This window comes from Pseudoxanthomonas composti (genome assembly GCF_004122095.1).
Taxonomy (GTDB): Bacteria; Pseudomonadota; Gammaproteobacteria; order Xanthomonadales; family Xanthomonadaceae; genus Pseudoxanthomonas_A; species Pseudoxanthomonas_A composti.
In genome coordinates this window covers 82,047-98,737 of record NZ_SAWZ01000008.1, presented here as the reverse complement: position 1 = coordinate 98,737, position 16,691 = coordinate 82,047, and the positions used below count along the sequence as shown (strand labels likewise).

The 16,691-nt window shown below is 68.7% G+C and carries 10 protein-coding genes; 6 read left to right on the top strand and 4 right to left on the bottom strand.

Going from position 1 to position 16,691, the window contains the following annotated elements:
• Positions 1-82: 82 nt before the first annotated feature.
• Positions 83-1,606, bottom strand: a complete 1,524-nt coding sequence (locus EPA99_RS14535) for a peptide MFS transporter (protein ID WP_129471965.1) — start codon at positions 1,604-1,606, stop codon at positions 83-85.
• Positions 1,607-1,775: 169 nt separating this feature from the next.
• Positions 1,776-2,660, bottom strand: coding sequence for a tryptophan 2,3-dioxygenase (locus EPA99_RS14530; RefSeq protein WP_129471964.1), 885 nt, complete (start codon positions 2,658-2,660; stop codon positions 1,776-1,778).
• Positions 2,661-2,802: 142 nt separating this feature from the next.
• Between EPA99_RS14530 and EPA99_RS14525 the strand changes: the two genes are divergently transcribed.
• The 3 genes from EPA99_RS14525 to EPA99_RS14515 all read left to right on the top strand — a co-directional run bounded on the left by EPA99_RS14525 (position 2,803) and on the right by EPA99_RS14515 (position 8,542).
• Entirely contained in the window at positions 2,803-6,357 is a 3,555-nt protein-coding gene (locus EPA99_RS14525) for a Calx-beta domain-containing protein (RefSeq protein WP_129471963.1), read from the top strand.
• Between the two features lie 617 nt (positions 6,358-6,974).
• Entirely contained in the window at positions 6,975-8,171 is a 1,197-nt protein-coding gene (locus EPA99_RS14520; protein WP_129471962.1) for a methyl-accepting chemotaxis protein, read from the top strand.
• A 95-nt stretch (positions 8,172-8,266) separates the two neighbouring features.
• Positions 8,267-8,542, top strand: a complete 276-nt coding sequence (locus tag EPA99_RS14515) for a hypothetical protein (RefSeq protein WP_129471961.1) — start codon at positions 8,267-8,269, stop codon at positions 8,540-8,542.
• 119 nt (positions 8,543-8,661) lie between these two features.
• On the opposite strand, the gene EPA99_RS14510 is transcribed toward EPA99_RS14515, so the two are convergent.
• Both EPA99_RS14510 and EPA99_RS14505 read right to left on the bottom strand, forming a co-directional pair.
• On the bottom strand, positions 8,662-9,123 hold the full coding sequence (locus tag EPA99_RS14510; RefSeq protein ID WP_129471960.1) for a hypothetical protein: 462 nt from the start codon (positions 9,121-9,123) through the stop codon (positions 8,662-8,664).
• A gap of 393 nt (positions 9,124-9,516) precedes the next feature.
• Positions 9,517-12,258: a sensor domain-containing protein gene (locus EPA99_RS14505; RefSeq protein ID WP_129471959.1), complete on the bottom strand. Its 2,742-nt coding sequence runs from the start codon at positions 12,256-12,258 to the stop codon at positions 9,517-9,519.
• 211 nt (positions 12,259-12,469) lie between these two features.
• Here EPA99_RS14505 and EPA99_RS14500 point away from each other — a divergent pair, with 211 nt between their 5' ends.
• The 3 genes from EPA99_RS14500 (at position 12,470) to EPA99_RS18745 (ending at position 16,659) form a co-directional block, all read left to right on the top strand.
• Positions 12,470-14,494 (top strand): sensor histidine kinase, encoded by a 2,025-nt coding sequence (locus tag EPA99_RS14500; protein WP_241688402.1) that lies wholly within the window; start codon positions 12,470-12,472, stop codon positions 14,492-14,494.
• Positions 14,494-16,212, top strand: coding sequence for an EAL domain-containing protein (locus EPA99_RS14495; protein WP_129471957.1), 1,719 nt, complete (start codon positions 14,494-14,496; stop codon positions 16,210-16,212). The genes EPA99_RS14500 and EPA99_RS14495 overlap by 1 nt, the downstream gene beginning before the upstream one ends.
• 159 nt (positions 16,213-16,371) lie before the next feature.
• Positions 16,372-16,659 (top strand): hypothetical protein, encoded by a 288-nt coding sequence (locus tag EPA99_RS18745; protein ID WP_164978662.1) that lies wholly within the window; start codon positions 16,372-16,374, stop codon positions 16,657-16,659.
• Positions 16,660-16,691 lie beyond the last annotated feature (32 nt).

Sequence of the window (16,691 nt, the reverse complement as noted above, 5' to 3'; positions counted from 1 at the left end):
AATAAAAACGCGGCCCATGAGGCCGCGTTTTCGTTTGCCGGCAATGGACAGCGCCCGGACGATGCCCGGGCGCCGCGATGGATCACTTCACCCCGTGCATCAGCTTGTTGACCAGCGGCGCGATCAAGAACAGCAGCACGCCGAAGCCGGCCAGGATCCAGAAGCCCATGGTATAGGCATGCTGGGCCGACTCGGGGGTCATGCCGCCTTCGCCGCTGACCAGGCCGGCGAAGATGCCGGACAGGTTGTTGCCGATGCCGGTGGACAGGAACCAGCCGCCCATGCCGAAACCGACCAGACGCACCGGCGCCAGCTTGGTGACCATCGACAGGCCGATCGGCGACAGGCACAGCTCGCCCACCGACTGGATGACGTAGACCATGAACAAGGTCCAGAACGGGATCTTGCCGCTGTCGCTGACCAGGCTGGACAGGGCGAACCACAGCAGCGCAAAGGCGAAACCGTTGAACAGCAGCCCCAGGCCGAACTTGCGCGGGATCGAGGGATTGGCCTTGCCCAGCTTCACCCACAGCCAGGCGACCACGGGAGCCAGGGTGATGATGGCCACCGAGTTGACCGACTGAAACCAGGCGGTCGGGAAGGTCCAGTCGCCAAACTGGCGATTGACGATGTTGTCTGCCAGGAAGGTGAACGAACTGCCTGCCTGTTCGAAGAAGCACCAGAACAGCACGTTGAAGGCGAAGATGATCAGCATGGCGATCACCCGGTCGCGCTGCACCTGTCCTTCGCGGATGCCTTCGGCCAGCAGCAGGATCGACAGGATGACGAACATCACGCCCAGCACCCAGGCCAGCGCGTTGGCGCCCATGGCCAGCAGGAAGTACATCACCGGCACCGACACCACGCAGCCGACCAGGACCAGACCGACCCGGCCCATGCCCTCGCCGCCAGCCGGCGGTGCGCCGATCCCCTGCAATCCCGCGCGACCGATATAGAACCACACCAGGCTGATCAGCATGCCGACGCCCGAGGCGATGAACACCATCTTGTAGGAGGGCATGGCCTCGGTGCCGAAGACCCGCTCGGCCAGGAACTGGGTCAGTACCGGGGCGATCATCGCGCCGATGTTGATGCCCATGTAGAAGATGGTGAAGCCCGAATCGCGGCGCTCGTCCTTCAGGCCGTAGAGCTTGCCGACCATGGTGGAAATGTTCGGCTTGAACAGGCCATTGCCGACGATGATCGTCGCCAGGCCCAGCTGGAACACCTGCGGATTGGGGACGGAGATCAGGAACAGACCGGTCGCCATGACGATGGCGCCGACCAGGATCGAGCGCTGGTAGCCGATCACCCGGTCGGCGACATAGCCGCCGAAGATCGCCGCCGCGTACACCAGCGCCAGGTAGGCGCCGTAGGTGCGGCTGGCATCGGCCTGGCCTGACGCATCGCCGCCATGGAACTGCGCCACGATGTAGAGCACCAGCGCCCAGCGGATGCCGTAAAAGGCGAAGCGCTCCCAGAATTCGGTCATGAACAGCATCCACAAGGGGCGCGGATGGCCCATCAGGTTGCCGAACACGGGCGGATCGCCGGGCGTGACGGGCGGTACGGGTTCGAGGGTCGGCGACTTGGCCTCAAGCGACATGCAGAGTTTCCCCTGTGAAAGCGAATGACGTGGCAGGGGACATGAACGCCCCCGGCGGCGGACCGGGGAGGATCACCGACGGCGGCGCGCGGCGTCAAATCTTCGTAAAATCAAGTGCTTGAAGTGCCGGGACCCGGCACGCCTATTCAGGCAAATGCTGCACTGCGATTCACGCACCTGCCGGCGGCGTGGTCGGCGAACCCAGACCGATGGTGGTGCGCACCTCGAACAGCTCCGGGAAGAAGGTCAGCTCCAGCGCCTGCTTGAGGAAACCCACGCCCGAAGAGCCGCCAGTGCCGCGCTTGAAGCCGATCACCCGCATCACCGTGCGCATGTGGCGGAAGCGCCACAGCTGGAACTGGCTCTCGAAATCCACCAGGTCCTCGCACAGCTCGTACTCGCGCCAGAAGCGGGACGTGTCCTCGTAGATGCGGCCGAACACCGGCACCAGCGCCGGGTCGGACACGTGTGGCTGGGACCAGTCGCGCGCCAGGTGATGCGGCGGGATGGCATGGCCAAAGCGCGAGAGATAGGCCAGGAACACCTCGTACAGGCTGGGAGCGGCCAGGGTCGCGCGCAGGGTGTCCTGCCCGGCCGGGTCGTGCGAGAACACCTTGAGCATCGAGGCGTTCTTGTTGCCCAGCACGAACTCGATCTGCCGGTACTGCAGCGACTGGAAGCCCGAGGACGGGCCCAGGATGTCGCGAAACCCCATGTACTCGGAAGGGGTCAGGGTCTCCAGCACCGACCACTGCTCGGTCAGCTGGCGCAGCACCTGCTTGGCCCGGGCCAGCACCTTGCGCGTCTGCCAGACCTCGTTGCGCCCCAGGTGGCCGATTGCCGCGGCCAGCTCGTGGCTCATCAGCTTCATCCACAGCTCGGACACCTGGTGCTGGACGATGAACAGCATCTCGTCGTGATGCGCCGGCGCGGACAGGGGCTGCTGCGCCTGCAGCAACAGGTCCAGCCGCAGGTAGCCGCCGTAGGTGGTGCGACCGGCCAGGTCGGTATGGATGCCCGCTTCCAGCGGCCGCTGGTTGTCCTGGATGCTCATCGACCTGCTTGGAATGCCCGGAAGGGGCGGCCATGGTACCCGGCGTCACCGGCCTGTCATGGACAAAACCCAGGATCGCGCCACAATCCAGCCAGGCCGCCAGGGGACGCAAGGGGCGGCCATTCCCCCGAAGGAGCGTCATATGAAGCACGGAACGAAGCGCCTGCTGGCGCTTGCAGTGGCGGTGTGCGCCATCCAGGCCGCGCCGGCACAGGTCGTCATCAGCCAGGTCTACGGCGGCGGCGGCAACAGCGGCGCGCCGCTGCGCAGCGATTTCATCGAGCTGCACAACACCTCGGCCCAAGAGGTCAGCCTGGCCGGCTGGACCGTGCAGTACGCCAGCGCCACCGGCACCAGCTGGCAGCGCACCGAACTGAGCGGCAGCATCCCCGCCGGCGGCTACTACCTGGTCAAGCAGGCCGATGGCAGCAATGCGGCCGCGCCCGCCCTGCCCGATCCGGACGCCACCGGCGCCATCGCCATGTCCGGCACCGCCGGCAAGGTCGCGCTGGTGGCCAACGGCGCCGCGCTCAGTGGCGCCTGCCCCACCGGCAATGTGGATTTCGTCGGTTTCGGCAGCACCGCCAGCTGCGCCGAAGGTTCGGCGCCCACGCCCAACCTGAGCAACGCCACCGCCGCCCTGCGCGCCGATGCCGGCTGCACCGACACCAACAACAACGCCGCCGACTTCGCCACCGGCACCCCGGCCCCACGCAACAGCGCCAGCGCAGCCAACATCTGCGGCGCGGCCGGCCAGGCGGTGCTGACCGCGGCCGACATCAGCCAGGACGAGGCCAGCGGCGCGTTCGTCTTCACCTTCACCCTGAACCAGCCGGCCGCGGCTGGTGGCGTCCAGGTCGACTGGACCACCGCCGATGGCACGGCCACCGCCGGCAGCGACTACACCGCCGCGTCGGGTACGCTGCGCATCGCGCAGGGCCAGACCAGTGCCACCGTGTCGGTGCAGGTCATCGACGATGCCGTGACCGAGGCCGATGAGACCTTCTTCCTGCGGCTGTCCAATGCCGCCGGGGCGGTGCTGGGCCGGCAGCAGGTGCAGGCCACCATCGTCAACGACGACGTCAGCCTGACCGCGATCCACGCCATCCAGGGCAACGGCAGCCGCTCGCCGATGGAGGGGGCGCTGGTCTATACGACCGGCATCGTCACCGGGGTCAAGAGCGCCGGCTTCTTCCTGCAGGCGCGCGATGCCGATGCCGACGCAGATCCGGCCACCTCCGAGGGCATCTACGTCTATACCGGCAGCGCCCCGCCGGCCGCCGTGGCGGTGGGCAACGAGGTGCGCGTGAGCGGCACCGTGCTGGAGTACGTGCCCAGCACCGATCCCTACCAGCTGCCGCTGACCGAGATCGGCGGTGCGCCGACGGTGTCGCTGCTGTCTACCGGAAACGCCCTGCCGGCACCGATCGCGCTGACGCCGGACTTCCCCTCGGCCAGCGGCGGGCTGGAGCAGCTCGAGCGCCTGGAAGGCATGCGCGTCACCGCGGCCAGTCTGACCGTGGTCGCGCCCACCGGCGGCAACACCAACGAGACCAGCGCCACCGGCACCAGCAACGGCATCCTGCAGGCGGTGGTCACCGGCGTGGCCCGTCCGTTCCGCGAGCCCGGCATCGAGGCGCCGACCCCGGCCCCGAGCGGCAGCAGCATGCCGCCGATCCCGCAGTGGGACGCCAATCCGGAGCTGTTCACCCTGGACAGCGACAGCCTGGGTGGCGCCGCCTACACGCTGGACCTGTCGGTGGGCGCGGTGATCACCGGCTATACCGGTCCGCTGGACTACGGCTTCCGCCGCTACACCCTGCACCGCGATCCGGCGGTGGCCATCCAGGTCACCCCGGGCCAGCTGCCACAGGCCGCGCGCCTGCCGACCAGCGATGAGTTCACCGTGGCCGGCTACAACTTGGAGCGCTTCTTCGACACCACCAACGACCCGGCCATCGGCGAGCCGGTGCTGACCGCCGCCGCGTTCGAGCGGCGCCTGGCCAAGGCCTCGCTGACCGTGCGCGACTACCTGCACCTGCCCGACATCCTGGCCACGGTGGAGGTGGAGAACCTGTCGGTGCTGCAGACCCTGGCCGCGCGCATCAATGCCGATGCAGTGGCGGCCGGGGCCAGCGACCCGCAGTACGTGGCCTATCTGGAGGAAGGCAACGACGTCGGCGGGATCGACGTGGGCTTCCTGGTCAAGACTGCGGCGGTGACCGGCGCGGTGGCCCGCGTGGAAGTGGGCGCGGTGACCCAGCACGGCAAGGACACCACCTGGGTCCAGCCCGACGGCCAGAGCAGCCTGCTCAACGACCGCCCGCCGCTGGCGCTGGACGCCACGGTGCACTATGCCGATGGCCGCAGCTTCCCCATCACCGTGATCGCCGTGCACCAGCGCTCGCTCAACGGGGCCGAGACCGACGATGCGGCCGGCGAGCGGGTGCGCGCCAAGCGCCAGAAGCAGGCCGAGTACCTGGCCGGGCTGATCCAGCAGATGCAGCAGGCCGACCCGGAGCGTCGCATCGCCGTGCTGGGCGACTTCAACGCGTTCCAGTTCAACGATGGCTACGTCGATGCGATGAACGTGGTCACCGGCACGCCTACCCCGGATGCGCAGACCGTGGTAGCCGGCGATGGCATCGACCTGGTCGATCCGGACCTGGTCAACCTGGGCACGCTGGAGGAGCCGGGCCAGCAGTACTCCTTCGTCTTCGGCGGCAACGCGCAGACCCTGGACCACGTGCTCGGCAACGAGGCGCTGCTGCTGGCGGCCACCTCGTTTGGCCTGGACCACGCGCGCGTCAACGCCGACTTCCCGGAAGTGGCGCGCAACGATGCGACCAGCCCCTCGCGCCTGTCCGACCACGACCCGGTGGTGGCGTACTTCGAGTTCCGCCACCGCGCCGACCTGGCGGTGAGCGCGGCGGCGAGCGTGCAGTCGGTGCGCGCCGGCGCCCCGCTGCAGTACACCGCGCAGCTGACCAACCTGGGACCGGAGGCGGCCGAGTTCCCGGGCGTGGGGTTCGCGCTGAACGCGGCGCTGCCGGACATGGTGGTCACCGCGCCGGCCGGCTGGAGCTGCGATACGGCCCAGGTCGCCAACGGCAACACCTCGGTGGCCTGTACCGCGACCTCGCTGGCGGTGCAGGACAGCGCATCCTTCGCCGTGCGCGCCACCTCGCTGGCCGCACAGGCGGGGGGACAGGCCACGCTGTCGGTGGCCTCCAGCACGCAGAGCTTCGACCCCGACGCCACCAACGACGCGGCGGCCGCCAGCATCGCCGTGCAGGCGGCCAACGTGGCCGACCTGGCCATTGCCCTGTCCGGCGATGCCAGCATCAGCCGGCGTACGTTCTCGGCCGACTACACCGCCACCCTGCGCAACATCGGCAACGTGCGTGCGGCGCGGCCGACGGTGGAGCTCAGCGGCAACACCATGACCCTGCTCACGGCGGTGGTGCCGCCGCTGGGCTGGGTATGCCTGCCGCGTGGCTCGCTGCGCGCCACCAGCTACCGCTGCACGGCCCTGCTGCCGCTGGAGGCCGGCCGCCAGGCGGTGTTCCGCCTGCGGGTGCCGGCGCGTCCGACCCCGGCCTCGGGCGTGATCGAGGTCAAGGCCAGCACCCAGACCGGCTCGTCCGAGGCCGACCTGGGCAACAACACAGCCAGCTTCCAGACCGTGGTCCGCTGAGCCGCGGCCACGCGTGACCTGGGCCCCCGTCGGCGCTGCCGGCGGGGGTTTTTCGTGTCGGTGTCCACGACGGGGATGGCGGGATGCCAGGCGCGTAGGGTGGATGACGCTCTTCCATCCACCGTCGCCGTGACACGGTCAGCGCGCGGGTCGCGGCGCGCCAGCCTGTGCCACCTCGGTCGTCTTGGTGGACAAGCTTCGCGTTGTCCACCCTACGCCGTAGGGTGGATGACGCTTTTTCATCGACTCGCTTTCCCTCACAGGCTCGTAGGGTGGATGACGCTCTTCCATCCACCATCGCCACGGAACGGTCGACGTGCGCATAGCCGCCTGCAAACCTCGGCCGCCGTGGTGGACAAGCTTCGCGTTGTCCACCCTACGCCGTAGGGTGGATGACGCTTCTTCATCCACCGTCGCTTTCCCTCACAGAGGAAGGAACCCGAGCGCGGGGACTGCCTCCAAGGCGATCCCGGCAGCCGTGGCGGCCCTCGAAGCGGAACAGAAGCCCTATTTTCAGTGCGCACTCGCCGGGCACGCGCAAAAACGGATCGCAACCCCGGGCTAAAGCCGGGCCCCCCAGCGCCGATAAAGCAACCGTGAACCTGTCGAGAGCCTCCATGAACTCCCGCGTCCTGATCCATATGACCGCCCCGTTGGTCCTGACCCTCCTGCTCCCCATCGCCGAAGGCTTTGGTTGGCCCGCGCCTGTCCGTTACGCCATCTTGACCACGATGACCTTGAGCTGGCTCGGGTTCGGGGCCTGGGCCGCCTTGCGCTCCGGGGCCGCCAGCCAGCCCAGTGCCGAGCAGGCCCGCATCCTGCGCGAGCAGGACCAGCTGCTCACCGAGCTGCGCAAGTTCCTCGGCAACGAAATCGAGGGCTCCCGCTCGGAAATCGAGCGCGCCCGCGAACTGATCCGCCAGGCCGTGTCCGGCCTGGGCAGCAGCTTCTCGGCGATGAACCAGCGCTCGCGCCAGCAGAGCCAGGCCGTGGCCCGTATCGTCGACCGCACCGGCGACCATGGCGGCAACGGCGTGGACTTCGCCCGCTTCGCCCAGCATGCCAGCCATCGCATGGAGCAGCTGGTGGAGGCGCTGGAGCAGGTCTCCGGCCAGTCCACCGCCACGGTCGGCCAGATCGACCAGATGGCCGAGCACCTGGACGGCATCTTCTCGCTGCTGGAAGACGTCAAGTCCATCGCCGACCAGACCAACCTGCTGGCGCTGAACGCGGCCATCGAAGCGGCCCGCGCTGGCGAGGCCGGCCGCGGCTTCGCGGTGGTGGCCGACGAGGTGCGCAACCTGTCCGAGCGCTCCACCACCTTCAACGAGCAGATCCGCAAGCTGGCCCACAGCTCCAAGGACGCCATCGCCAAGGTCCGCGAGACCGTGTCGAACATGGCCTCCCGCGACCTGGACCGCTCCCGCGAGGCCCGTCACGAGGCGGCGACCATGCTGGACAACGTGGCCGCCATCAACGCCTCCCTGGGCGAAGGCATCCGCGAAATCTCCGAATGCGCCCGCGCCATCGACGGCAGCGTGGCCGAGGCGGTGCGTGCCCTGCAGTTCGAGGACATCACCACCCAGGCGCTGGGCGGCGTGCATACCCATCTGGACCGCCTGACCGCGATCAACCGCGAGGCCAGCTCGCTGCAGGAACTGATGGGTCGCTCCGGCGCGCAGGACGTGGAAGTGCTGCGCACCCTGCAGCACCTGTGCCAGCGCGTGCGCGACATGCGCAGCGAATGGGAGCGTCCGCCGCACAAGCCGGTGGCGCAGGAAACCATGGGCGCCGGCACCGTCGAGTTGTTCTGATCCATGCCGGTCTTGCAGACCGGCCCCCAGGCGCCGTACGGTTCACACCGCAACGGCGCCTTGTCGTTTCGCCCGCCCCCATCCGGCCCAACGTCATGAACGATTTCGCCGCAGATCCGGACGACGCGCTCCGACATGACATCGGTCGGGCCGAGCCGCGCGTCTACGCCACGCGCGCCGAGGCCGCCTCCTTCAGCGACGAGGCCCTGGCCCACCCGGTGGCCCTGCGCGGCCTGGAAACCCTGGCCCTGGACGAACTGGCCCAGCTGCGCGCGGCCAAGCCGCCCCGCAAACCCGCAGCGGCGATCGACCCGGTCGCCTCCTATATCGACTGGGACCTGGCGGTGGATGGGTTGAGCCTGGCGGAGTGATGCCCAGGCCTTTGACCGGGCCGTTCGTCTCACGTCCCGTCCCGCGACCCGAAATCTGCGGCCATCAATGGCGCCGCGCGCCATCCTGATGTGAAGAACCAGGCCGCTGGCCTGCTGCATCAAGGCCTCAAGATGAGGCGCCCCGTCATGTCGGCTACAGCAGGTTTGAGGCCTTGATCGATCAGCGCACACGCTAATGCTGCCATCCGCTGGCGCTGGCGCGGGTGATCCACGTAGAACTGCAGCAATGCGCCTTGCGCGACCGATTCGCGCAACGCATTTGAGGGCGTTCTGACCACCAGCGCCGACGCCGCTGCCAGCTCCGCGGTGAATGGGTGCCACGGCATGTTCGCAAGCGCAGCCGGGCTTTCGAAAGAATAGGCGTGTCGTGGATTGGCAGTGATGAAGCGCTCGGCTGCGGCGATCCCAGCTGCGTCGTAAGCGAAACCATACTCCCTATGCACTGCACCGGAAAACAGATTGGCAGGCACGCAGCTCTCGAATGTGTGCGCAGTGCGCTTGTCGGTGAGCAGCACTTTTACATAGGCGGGCGATGTCGTGGTTCCACGAACGGCCTCCATGAACGCCTCATGCCCTTGCGCAGCGCCAACTGCGGGGAAAGGCGCGGCCAGGAGTGCGGCTACGCCCATGCTCCACCAGCCACTGCGCATCTGCGTTCGCATTGTTCGACCTAGCTCACGGATTGACTTGTTACGAAGCTCGCATCGACAAGCTTCAGCCTGGATCACATCGGACGGCGATGAGACCTGTAGACGGTACAGGAAGATCGGACAGCGCCAAAGACGGCAGACGCGCCAAGGCAGAAAATGCGACGCACAGTGAGCACAGACGGCTGACTGATCGACAACGGCGCTGATGCTTCCAGCCAACAGCAGTCGCCGTCAAAGCCGGCTGACATCCAGCCCACATCGTGATGCGGGGTCGACCCAACGACGAGCGCGCCGACGCAGGTCCTAGACCCGTCCGCTCCGCAGCCACTGCGCCATTTCGCGCGGCGGCAGCGGGCGGGTGTAGTAGTAGCCCTGGACCTCGTCGCAGCCCTGCTCGTGCAGCCAGGCGCAGTGCTCGGGCTGTTCGGCGCCTTCGGCCACCACGCGCATGCCCAAGGCGTGGCCCAGGTGGATGATGGCTTGGGTCACCTCGCTGGTGTTGCGGTCGGTGAGCATGTCGCTGACGAAGCTGCGATCGATCTTCAGGCGCTGCACGGGGAAGCGGTTGAGGTAGCGCAGATTGGAGAAACCGGTGCCGAAGTCGTCGATGGCCAGCAGCACGCCGTGCGCTTCCAGGGTCTGGAAGCAGTTGCGCAGGGCATCGCTTTCCAGGATCAGCACCGACTCGGTCAGCTCCAGCTCCAGGCGCTGGGGTGTCCAACCGGCGCGCTTGCACAGCGCGACCACGCGTTCGGCAAAGCCCGGGTCGCGCAGCTGCACGGCGGAGATGTTGACCGAGATGCGGCTGAAGGACAGGCCGGCCTTCTCCCAGGCCACGGCCTGGCGGCAGGCCTCGGTCAGCACCCAGTCGCCGATGCGCACGATCTCCCCGCAGCTTTCGGCCACCGGGATGAAATCCACCGGACTGCAGTAGCCGATGCCGGGACGATGCCAGCGCAGCAGGGCCTCGATGCCCGGCGGGTGGTCGCCCTTGCTGGCCACGACCGGCTGGTAGACCAGGCTGAATTCCTCCCGCTCCACCGCACCGCGCAGCGCCTGTTCCAGCTCCAGCCGGCGGCGGGTGGTGCGCACCACTTCCTGGGTATGGAACTGATAGGTGTTGCCACCTTTCTCGCGGGCGGCGTAGACCGCCGCGTAGCCGGCGCGCAGCAGCGCGTCGAAGTCCTTCAGCTCCGGGCTGAGCAGGGAGATGCCGATGCTGGCGCCGATCTTGAGCAGGTCGTTGCCCAGCTGCAGCGGCTCGACCAAGGCGGAGATGAGCTGCCCGGCCACGCTGGCGGCCAGCTCCTGCGAGGCTGGGTGCGGCAGCACCACGAGGAACTCGTCCCCGCCCAGGCGGCCCAGCAGATGGCTGGACTGCAGGCAGCGATGCACCCGCCCGGCCGCGGCCTTGAGCAGGATGTCGCCGGCGGCATGGCCGAAGGAATCGTTGATGCCCTTGAAGCCGTTGAGGTCGATCACCAGCAGCGCCAGCGATGCATCGGCATCGAGCGCGGTGGTGATGGCTTCCTCGACCTGGGCCCGCATCAGGAAGCGGTTGGGCAGCCCGGTCAGCAGGTCGTAGTGCGACAGCAGCTCGATGCGCTCGTGGGTCTCGCGCTCGCGGGTGATGTCGCGGAACAGCGCCACGAAACGCGGCGGCATGCCCTCGCGCAGGTCCAGGTCCACCTGGACGTCCACCCAGATGCGCTTGCCGCTGGGCTGGTAGAAGCACATGCCCAGGCGCTCGGCCGGGCCGCCCTCGGTCAGGCGCGCCAGCGCCGCCTCGAAGGCGTCGCGCGAATCGTGCGTGTACAGGGCCAGCGCCTGGTCCAGGCTGGTGGCGCCATCGTCCAGGCCGTGCAGGCGCTGGCATTCCTCGGTCCACTGCACGCGGCGGCTGACCACGTCGATCTCGCAACCACCGATGCCGCCCAGCGCAGAGACCCGGTTGAGCAGTTCGGTGCGCCAGCGGATCAATGCGCCGGTGCGACGCTCCTCGGTCACGTCCTGCACCTTGCCCAGGACGCGGCCGATGCCGCCGATGTCGTCGGGCTCGGCCTTGGCCCAGACCCGCAGGTGCAGGGGCGAGCCATCGGCCCTGACCGCCTCCAGGTCGAAATGGGTGTTCTCGCCGGTGCGCTTCATCCGGCGCCACGCCCGCCGCAGCACGCCGCGCGAGGCCGCGGTCAGCGCCTGCGCCCAGCGCTTGCCAGGGGGCGCCTGCTCGCCGGGCACGCCGGCCATGTCGTGCAGCTCCTCGGACCACCAGCTGGCGTCGCTCTCCGGGTCCCACACCCAGCTGGCCATGCCGGCGATGCGCTGGGTCTCGCGCAACAGGGTGCGCTGCTCGGTCAGGTGCCGCTCCAGCTGCTTCTGCTCGCTGATGTCGGTATGCGTGCCGACCATGCGCAAGGGGCGTCCGTCGGGCGTGCGCGCCACCACCCGGCCGCTGTCGCGCACCCAGTGCCAGCCGCCGTCGTGGCCGCGCACGCGGTGCTCGCAGCGATAGACCTCACTGTCCCCGGACAGGTGGGCGCGCACGCTTTCGCGCACGTGCTCGATGTCGTCTGGATGCACCAGGGAAAGAATATTGTCCAGGCCGCGGCCAATGGGCTCGTCGGCCGGATAGCCGAGCATGGCGCGCCAGTTTTCCGAGCGATACAACGCATTGCTCGGCAGGTCCCAGTCCCACAGCCCGTGACCGGCGCTGTCCAGGGCCACCTGCCAGCGGCTGGCGCCGTCCGGCTCGGGCACGGTCAGGGTGTAGGCCAGCAGTTCGCCATCGCGCCCGACCACCGTGCGCAATACGCCATCCAGGCGCCCGGCCGGGCCCGGCAGGGTGCAAGCGACCTCGTCGGCATCGGGGCGCGTGAGCAGCACGCGCTGGTCGGCCAGCACCGTGGCGTAGGCGCGCACGGCTTCCATCAGCCCCAGGGCATGCGCCACGGCATTGCCGGCCAGCGGTTCGCCGTCCGGATCCAATACCAGCACCGCGCTGGGCAGCGGATGCTGCAGCAGGCTCGCGATGATCCCTCGGTCCAACGTCCGCTCCCTCCCCGCGACAAATGCGGGTCAATACCCAAGCACTAACGGCGCGGGGCGGCGGAAGTTGAGTCGGTAACTACCGTGCCGGCTGTTATCCTGAACGCCATCACATCCCAAGTGCCGCCTGCACATGGAACACCCCCCTGCGGTCAAGGATCTGCCCTCGGCCCACCTCGACGCGGCCCATCGGGCTCGGCAGGTGCGGTCGATGCTGTGGAAGATCCCGGTGCTCTACCTGCTGGCGGGCGTGACCTGGATCGTCTTCAGCGACCGCGCGGTGCAGGCGCTGCTGCACGACCCGGCACTGATCACCCAGGTGCAGACCTTCAAGGGCGCGGCCTACGTGGCGGCCACGGCGGTGCTGCTGTACGTGCTGCTGCGACCGCTGGCCCAGCGCCTGCTGGGCTCGCAGGCGCAGCTGCAGGCCTCGGAGGCCCAGTACCGGCAGATGTTCGAATCCAACCCGAGCCCGCTGCTGTTGTACGACCTGGACAGCCTGCGGATCATCGACACCAACGCGGCCGCGACCCGCTTGCTGGGCTGGTCGCGCGGAGAACTGCAGGGCAAGACCCTGGATCTGCTGGCCGTGCCCGAGGACATGGCCGGCCTGCATGAGCATGTGGCCGCCATCCGCCAGGAGCCGGGCAAGGTCATGGTGTCGCTGGGGCGCTTGCGCACCAGCTCCGGGGCGATCCGCGACGTGGAGATGCACGCCTCGCTGGTGCGCTACGGCGAGCGCAGCGCCCGCCTGGTCATCGCCATGGACCGCACGGCGGAGCTGGAAGCCCAGCGCGCGCGCGAGAACGCGCTGGGGCGGCTGCAGGAAGCGCACCGGATCGCGCGCCTGTGCGGCTGGGAAATCGACCTGAGCAACGGCCGCTGCAACTTCAGTCAGCAATTCCAACAGCTGTTGGGGGGCCCGCGCCTGGACGCGCGCGCCCATTACCGCGACGTGCTGGTCACGGCCGACGCCGACAGCCAGGCCCGATTGGACCGGGTCTTGTCCGAGGCTGCGGCCGGCGACCTGCGCGAGATCGACCTGCTGGTCCCGCTGCGCGCCGGCGATGGCGGCGATGGCGGCGAGCGCCTGGTGCGCCTGCGCGCCCAGGTCGGTCGCGATGCGGACTTGCACCTGCGCCTGCGCGGCACGGCGCAGGACGTGACCGAGGAGGAACAGGCCCGCCGCCTGCTGCGCGAGCGCGAGCAGCAGTTCCGCGAGCTGATGCGCATCCTGCCCGATGCGGTGATGATCCTCTCCGGCGAGCGCGTGTTCTTCTGCAACCCCGCCTGCGCCGCCCAGTTTGGTTACGACAGCGAGGCGCTGATGGGCACCGCGCTGACGGACATGGTGGCCGCCGAGGACCTGGCGCACGTGCGCCGGCTGCTGGCCCAGCCCGACCAGGAGCCCGGCATGCAGGCGGCCCCGCGCATGCAGCGGCGCGACGGCAGCCGCTTCAGCGCCGCCCTGGCGGTCAGCCCGGCGCGCTACGGCGGCCAGGACGCCATGCTGGTAGTGATGCGCGATGTCAGCGAGCCCGAGCGCATCCGCGATGCGCTGGCCACCAGCAACCAGGAACTGCAGGCGGTGGCGCGCCGCTTGTTCACGCTGCAGGAAGAAGAGCGCCGTGCGATCTCGCGCGACCTGCACGACGACATCGGCCAGTCCATCACCGCGATCAAGATGTCCGCCCATGCCGCGCTGGAGGAAGACAGCGATGCGGCCCAGCGCCTGGCCGACCTGGCCGAGATCATCGGCATCGCCGATGCCACGCTGGACAAGCTGCGCAACCTTTCCACCCTGCTGCGTCCGCCGCAGCTGGATGCGCTGGGCCTGGAAGCGGCCCTGCGCGGGCACGCCGGCATGCGTCTGCGCAACAGCGCGATCGGCCTGGAGCTGGACATCGACGCGCTGCCGCGGCGGCCGGCCCCGGAGATCGAGCAGGCCTGCTTCCGCATCGCCCAGGAGGCGCTGACCAACGTACTGCGCCACGCCGCCGCCCAGCGCGTGCACCTGCGCCTGCGCCATGACGCGCCGGCCGAGGAACTGGAGCTGAGCGTGCACGACGATGGTCGCGGCTTCGAGCCCCAGGCCGCGCGCGGGCTGGGGCTGGTGATGATGCGCGAGCGGGCGCAGACCGCCGGTGGCCGCCTGGCCATCGAATCCAGCCCCGGCGGCGGGACGCGTATCCTGCTGCATCTTCCCTACACCGCGCAGACCGCGGAGCTTGCCTGATGTGGCGATTAGTGCCTGACCCCACCCTGTCCACCGACGTCGGCCGCCTCGGTGCGGAAAGCGAGGACCTGCGGGCCATGGTGGAGCGCGCACGCAGCGGGCAGATGCCGCTGATGCTGCTGCACCTGGAGCTGGACCACTTCGAGTCGGTGGGCGAGACCATGGGCCTGGACGTCAGCGGCCAGGCGCTGCTGCAGCTGGCCCAGCGCCTGACCCGCTTCGTCGAGGGCAGGGGCCGGGTGTGGCGGCACAGCGTGGAGCAGTTCATCCTGGCCATCGAGCGCTCGGACATGACCGTGCCGCCCGAGCAGATCGCCGAGGCGCTGTGCGATGAGGTCGAACTGCCGCTGACGGTGCTGCCGTACACGCTGTTCCTCAACGCCAAGGCCGGGGTGAGCCTGTGCCCGGAACACACGCCCGATGCCACCACCCTGCTGGACTTCGCCGAGCTTTCCACCCGGCTGCTGACCAACAGCCCGGACCGCATCCAGTTCTACAGCGGCCAGTCCAGCGACCGCGCGCACAGCGAGAGCGCCATCTCGCGCCAGATCATCGACGCCCTGCCCAACGGCGAGCTGCGCCTGCGCTACCAGCCGGAGGTCAACGCCCGCGACGGGCGCATCATCGGCATGGAAGCGCTGCTGCGCTGGCACTCGCCGGGCCTGGGGCTGATGGTGCCCGAGCGTTTCATGCCCACTGCCGAGCGCCTGGGCGTGGTGGTGCAGATCGGCACCTGGGTACTGGAAACCGCGCTGCGCCAGTGCCGGGCCTGGCGCGACCAGGGTTTCGACGACTTCTTCATGGCGGTCAACGTCTCCACCCTGCAGCTGCTGCGGCCGGAGTTCGTCGACGAGGTGCTGGCGCTGATCCAGTCCATCGGCGTGCCGCCGCAGAGCCTGCTGCTGGAGATCAACGAGAGCGCGCTGACCAACAATGTCTCCTCGATCTTCGACGCCCTGAGCGCGCTGCGCCGGGAGGGCGTGCTGCTGGGGCTGGACAACTTCGGCATGGGCGACTCCAGCCTCAATGCGCTGGTGCGCTACCCGGTCGATACGCTCAAGATCGATCGCAGCTTCATCAAGACCGCCCCGGCCAGCGAGCGCGAGGCGGCTATCGTGCGCGCCATCATCGCCATGGGCCACCAGCTCAACATGCGGGTGATCGCCAACGGCGTGGAGAGCGACGTGCAGCTAGGCTACCTGCGCCGGGGCGATTGCGACATCTTCCAGGGCTATCTGTTCGGCGAGCCGATGCCGGCCGACGCGGCCAGCCTGGCCTTGCGCCGGCGCTACCTGCGCCCGGAACTGTTCGCGGCCAGCAAGCCGGACCGCACGCTGCTGCTGCTGGACGATGAGGAAAACGTGCTGCGGGCGCTGGTGCGGCTGTTCCGGCGCGACGGCTATCGCATCCTGATCGCCGGCAACGTGCGCGATGCCTTCGACCTGCTGGCCACCAACGATGTGCAGGTCATCCTGTCCGACCAGCGCATGAGCGACATGAGCGGCACCGAGTTCCTGGGCCGGGTGAAGATGCTCTACCCCAACACGGTGCGCCTGGTGCTGTCGGGCTACACCGATCTGGCCACGGTGACCGATGCGATCAACCGCGGCGCGATCTATCGCTTCCTGACCAAGCCGTGGAACGACCAGGAGCTGCAGGAACACATCCGCCAGGCCTTCCGCACCTGGGACGAGCAGTACGGCCGCGCCACGCCGTAGCCCTACCCGAGCTGGGCTGGGCTGAGCTGGGCTGCGCCGAGCAAGAATGCCGATCCCCCCCCCTGTGGGAGCGGCTTCAGCCGCGAAGAGGCCTTCCCTGTGAAGCCCCTTCGCGGCTGATGGCCCGATGCCACCTAGAGCCGCTCCCACAGAACCCCGGTGTTGCTGTTGCTGTTGCTGTTGCTGTTGCTGTTGCTGTTGCTGTTGCTGTTGCTGTTGCCGTTGCCGTTGCCGTTGCCGTTGCCGTTGCCGTTGCCGTTGCCGTTGATCTTGCTCTTTGCCTTTGACCTTTGGAGCCGTAAAGCTCGCCGAGCACCGGAGGAAAAAACGGGCGAAGAGGCGCGCCTGTTTGAGCGAAGCGAGTTGAGCGCCGTCCCGTTTTTTCCGAGGAGCGCAGGGGACCGCCGCGTAGCGGCGGCGAGTGTCCGGCGGAAGCGGTTTTGGTGACTTTTGCCGCGACAAAAGTCACTCGCGCTGCA

Coding starts and splice junctions, on each gene's coding strand:
- EPA99_RS14525 (WP_129471963.1), top strand. CDS start 2,803: ATGAAGCACGGAACGAAGCGCCTGCTGGCGCTTGCAGTGGCGGTGTGC.
- EPA99_RS14495 (WP_129471957.1), top strand. CDS start 14,494: ATGTGGCGATTAGTGCCTGACCCCACCCTGTCCACCGACGTCGGCCGC.
- EPA99_RS14530 (WP_129471964.1), bottom strand. CDS start 2,660: ATGAGCATCCAGGACAACCAGCGGCCGCTGGAAGCGGGCATCCATACC.
- EPA99_RS14515 (WP_129471961.1), top strand. CDS start 8,267: ATGAACGATTTCGCCGCAGATCCGGACGACGCGCTCCGACATGACATC.
- EPA99_RS14520 (WP_129471962.1), top strand. CDS start 6,975: ATGAACTCCCGCGTCCTGATCCATATGACCGCCCCGTTGGTCCTGACC.
- EPA99_RS14500 (WP_241688402.1), top strand. CDS start 12,470: ATGCTGTGGAAGATCCCGGTGCTCTACCTGCTGGCGGGCGTGACCTGG.
- EPA99_RS14535 (WP_129471965.1), bottom strand. CDS start 1,606: ATGTCGCTTGAGGCCAAGTCGCCGACCCTCGAACCCGTACCGCCCGTC.
- EPA99_RS14510 (WP_129471960.1), bottom strand. CDS start 9,123: ATGGAGGCCGTTCGTGGAACCACGACATCGCCCGCCTATGTAAAAGTG.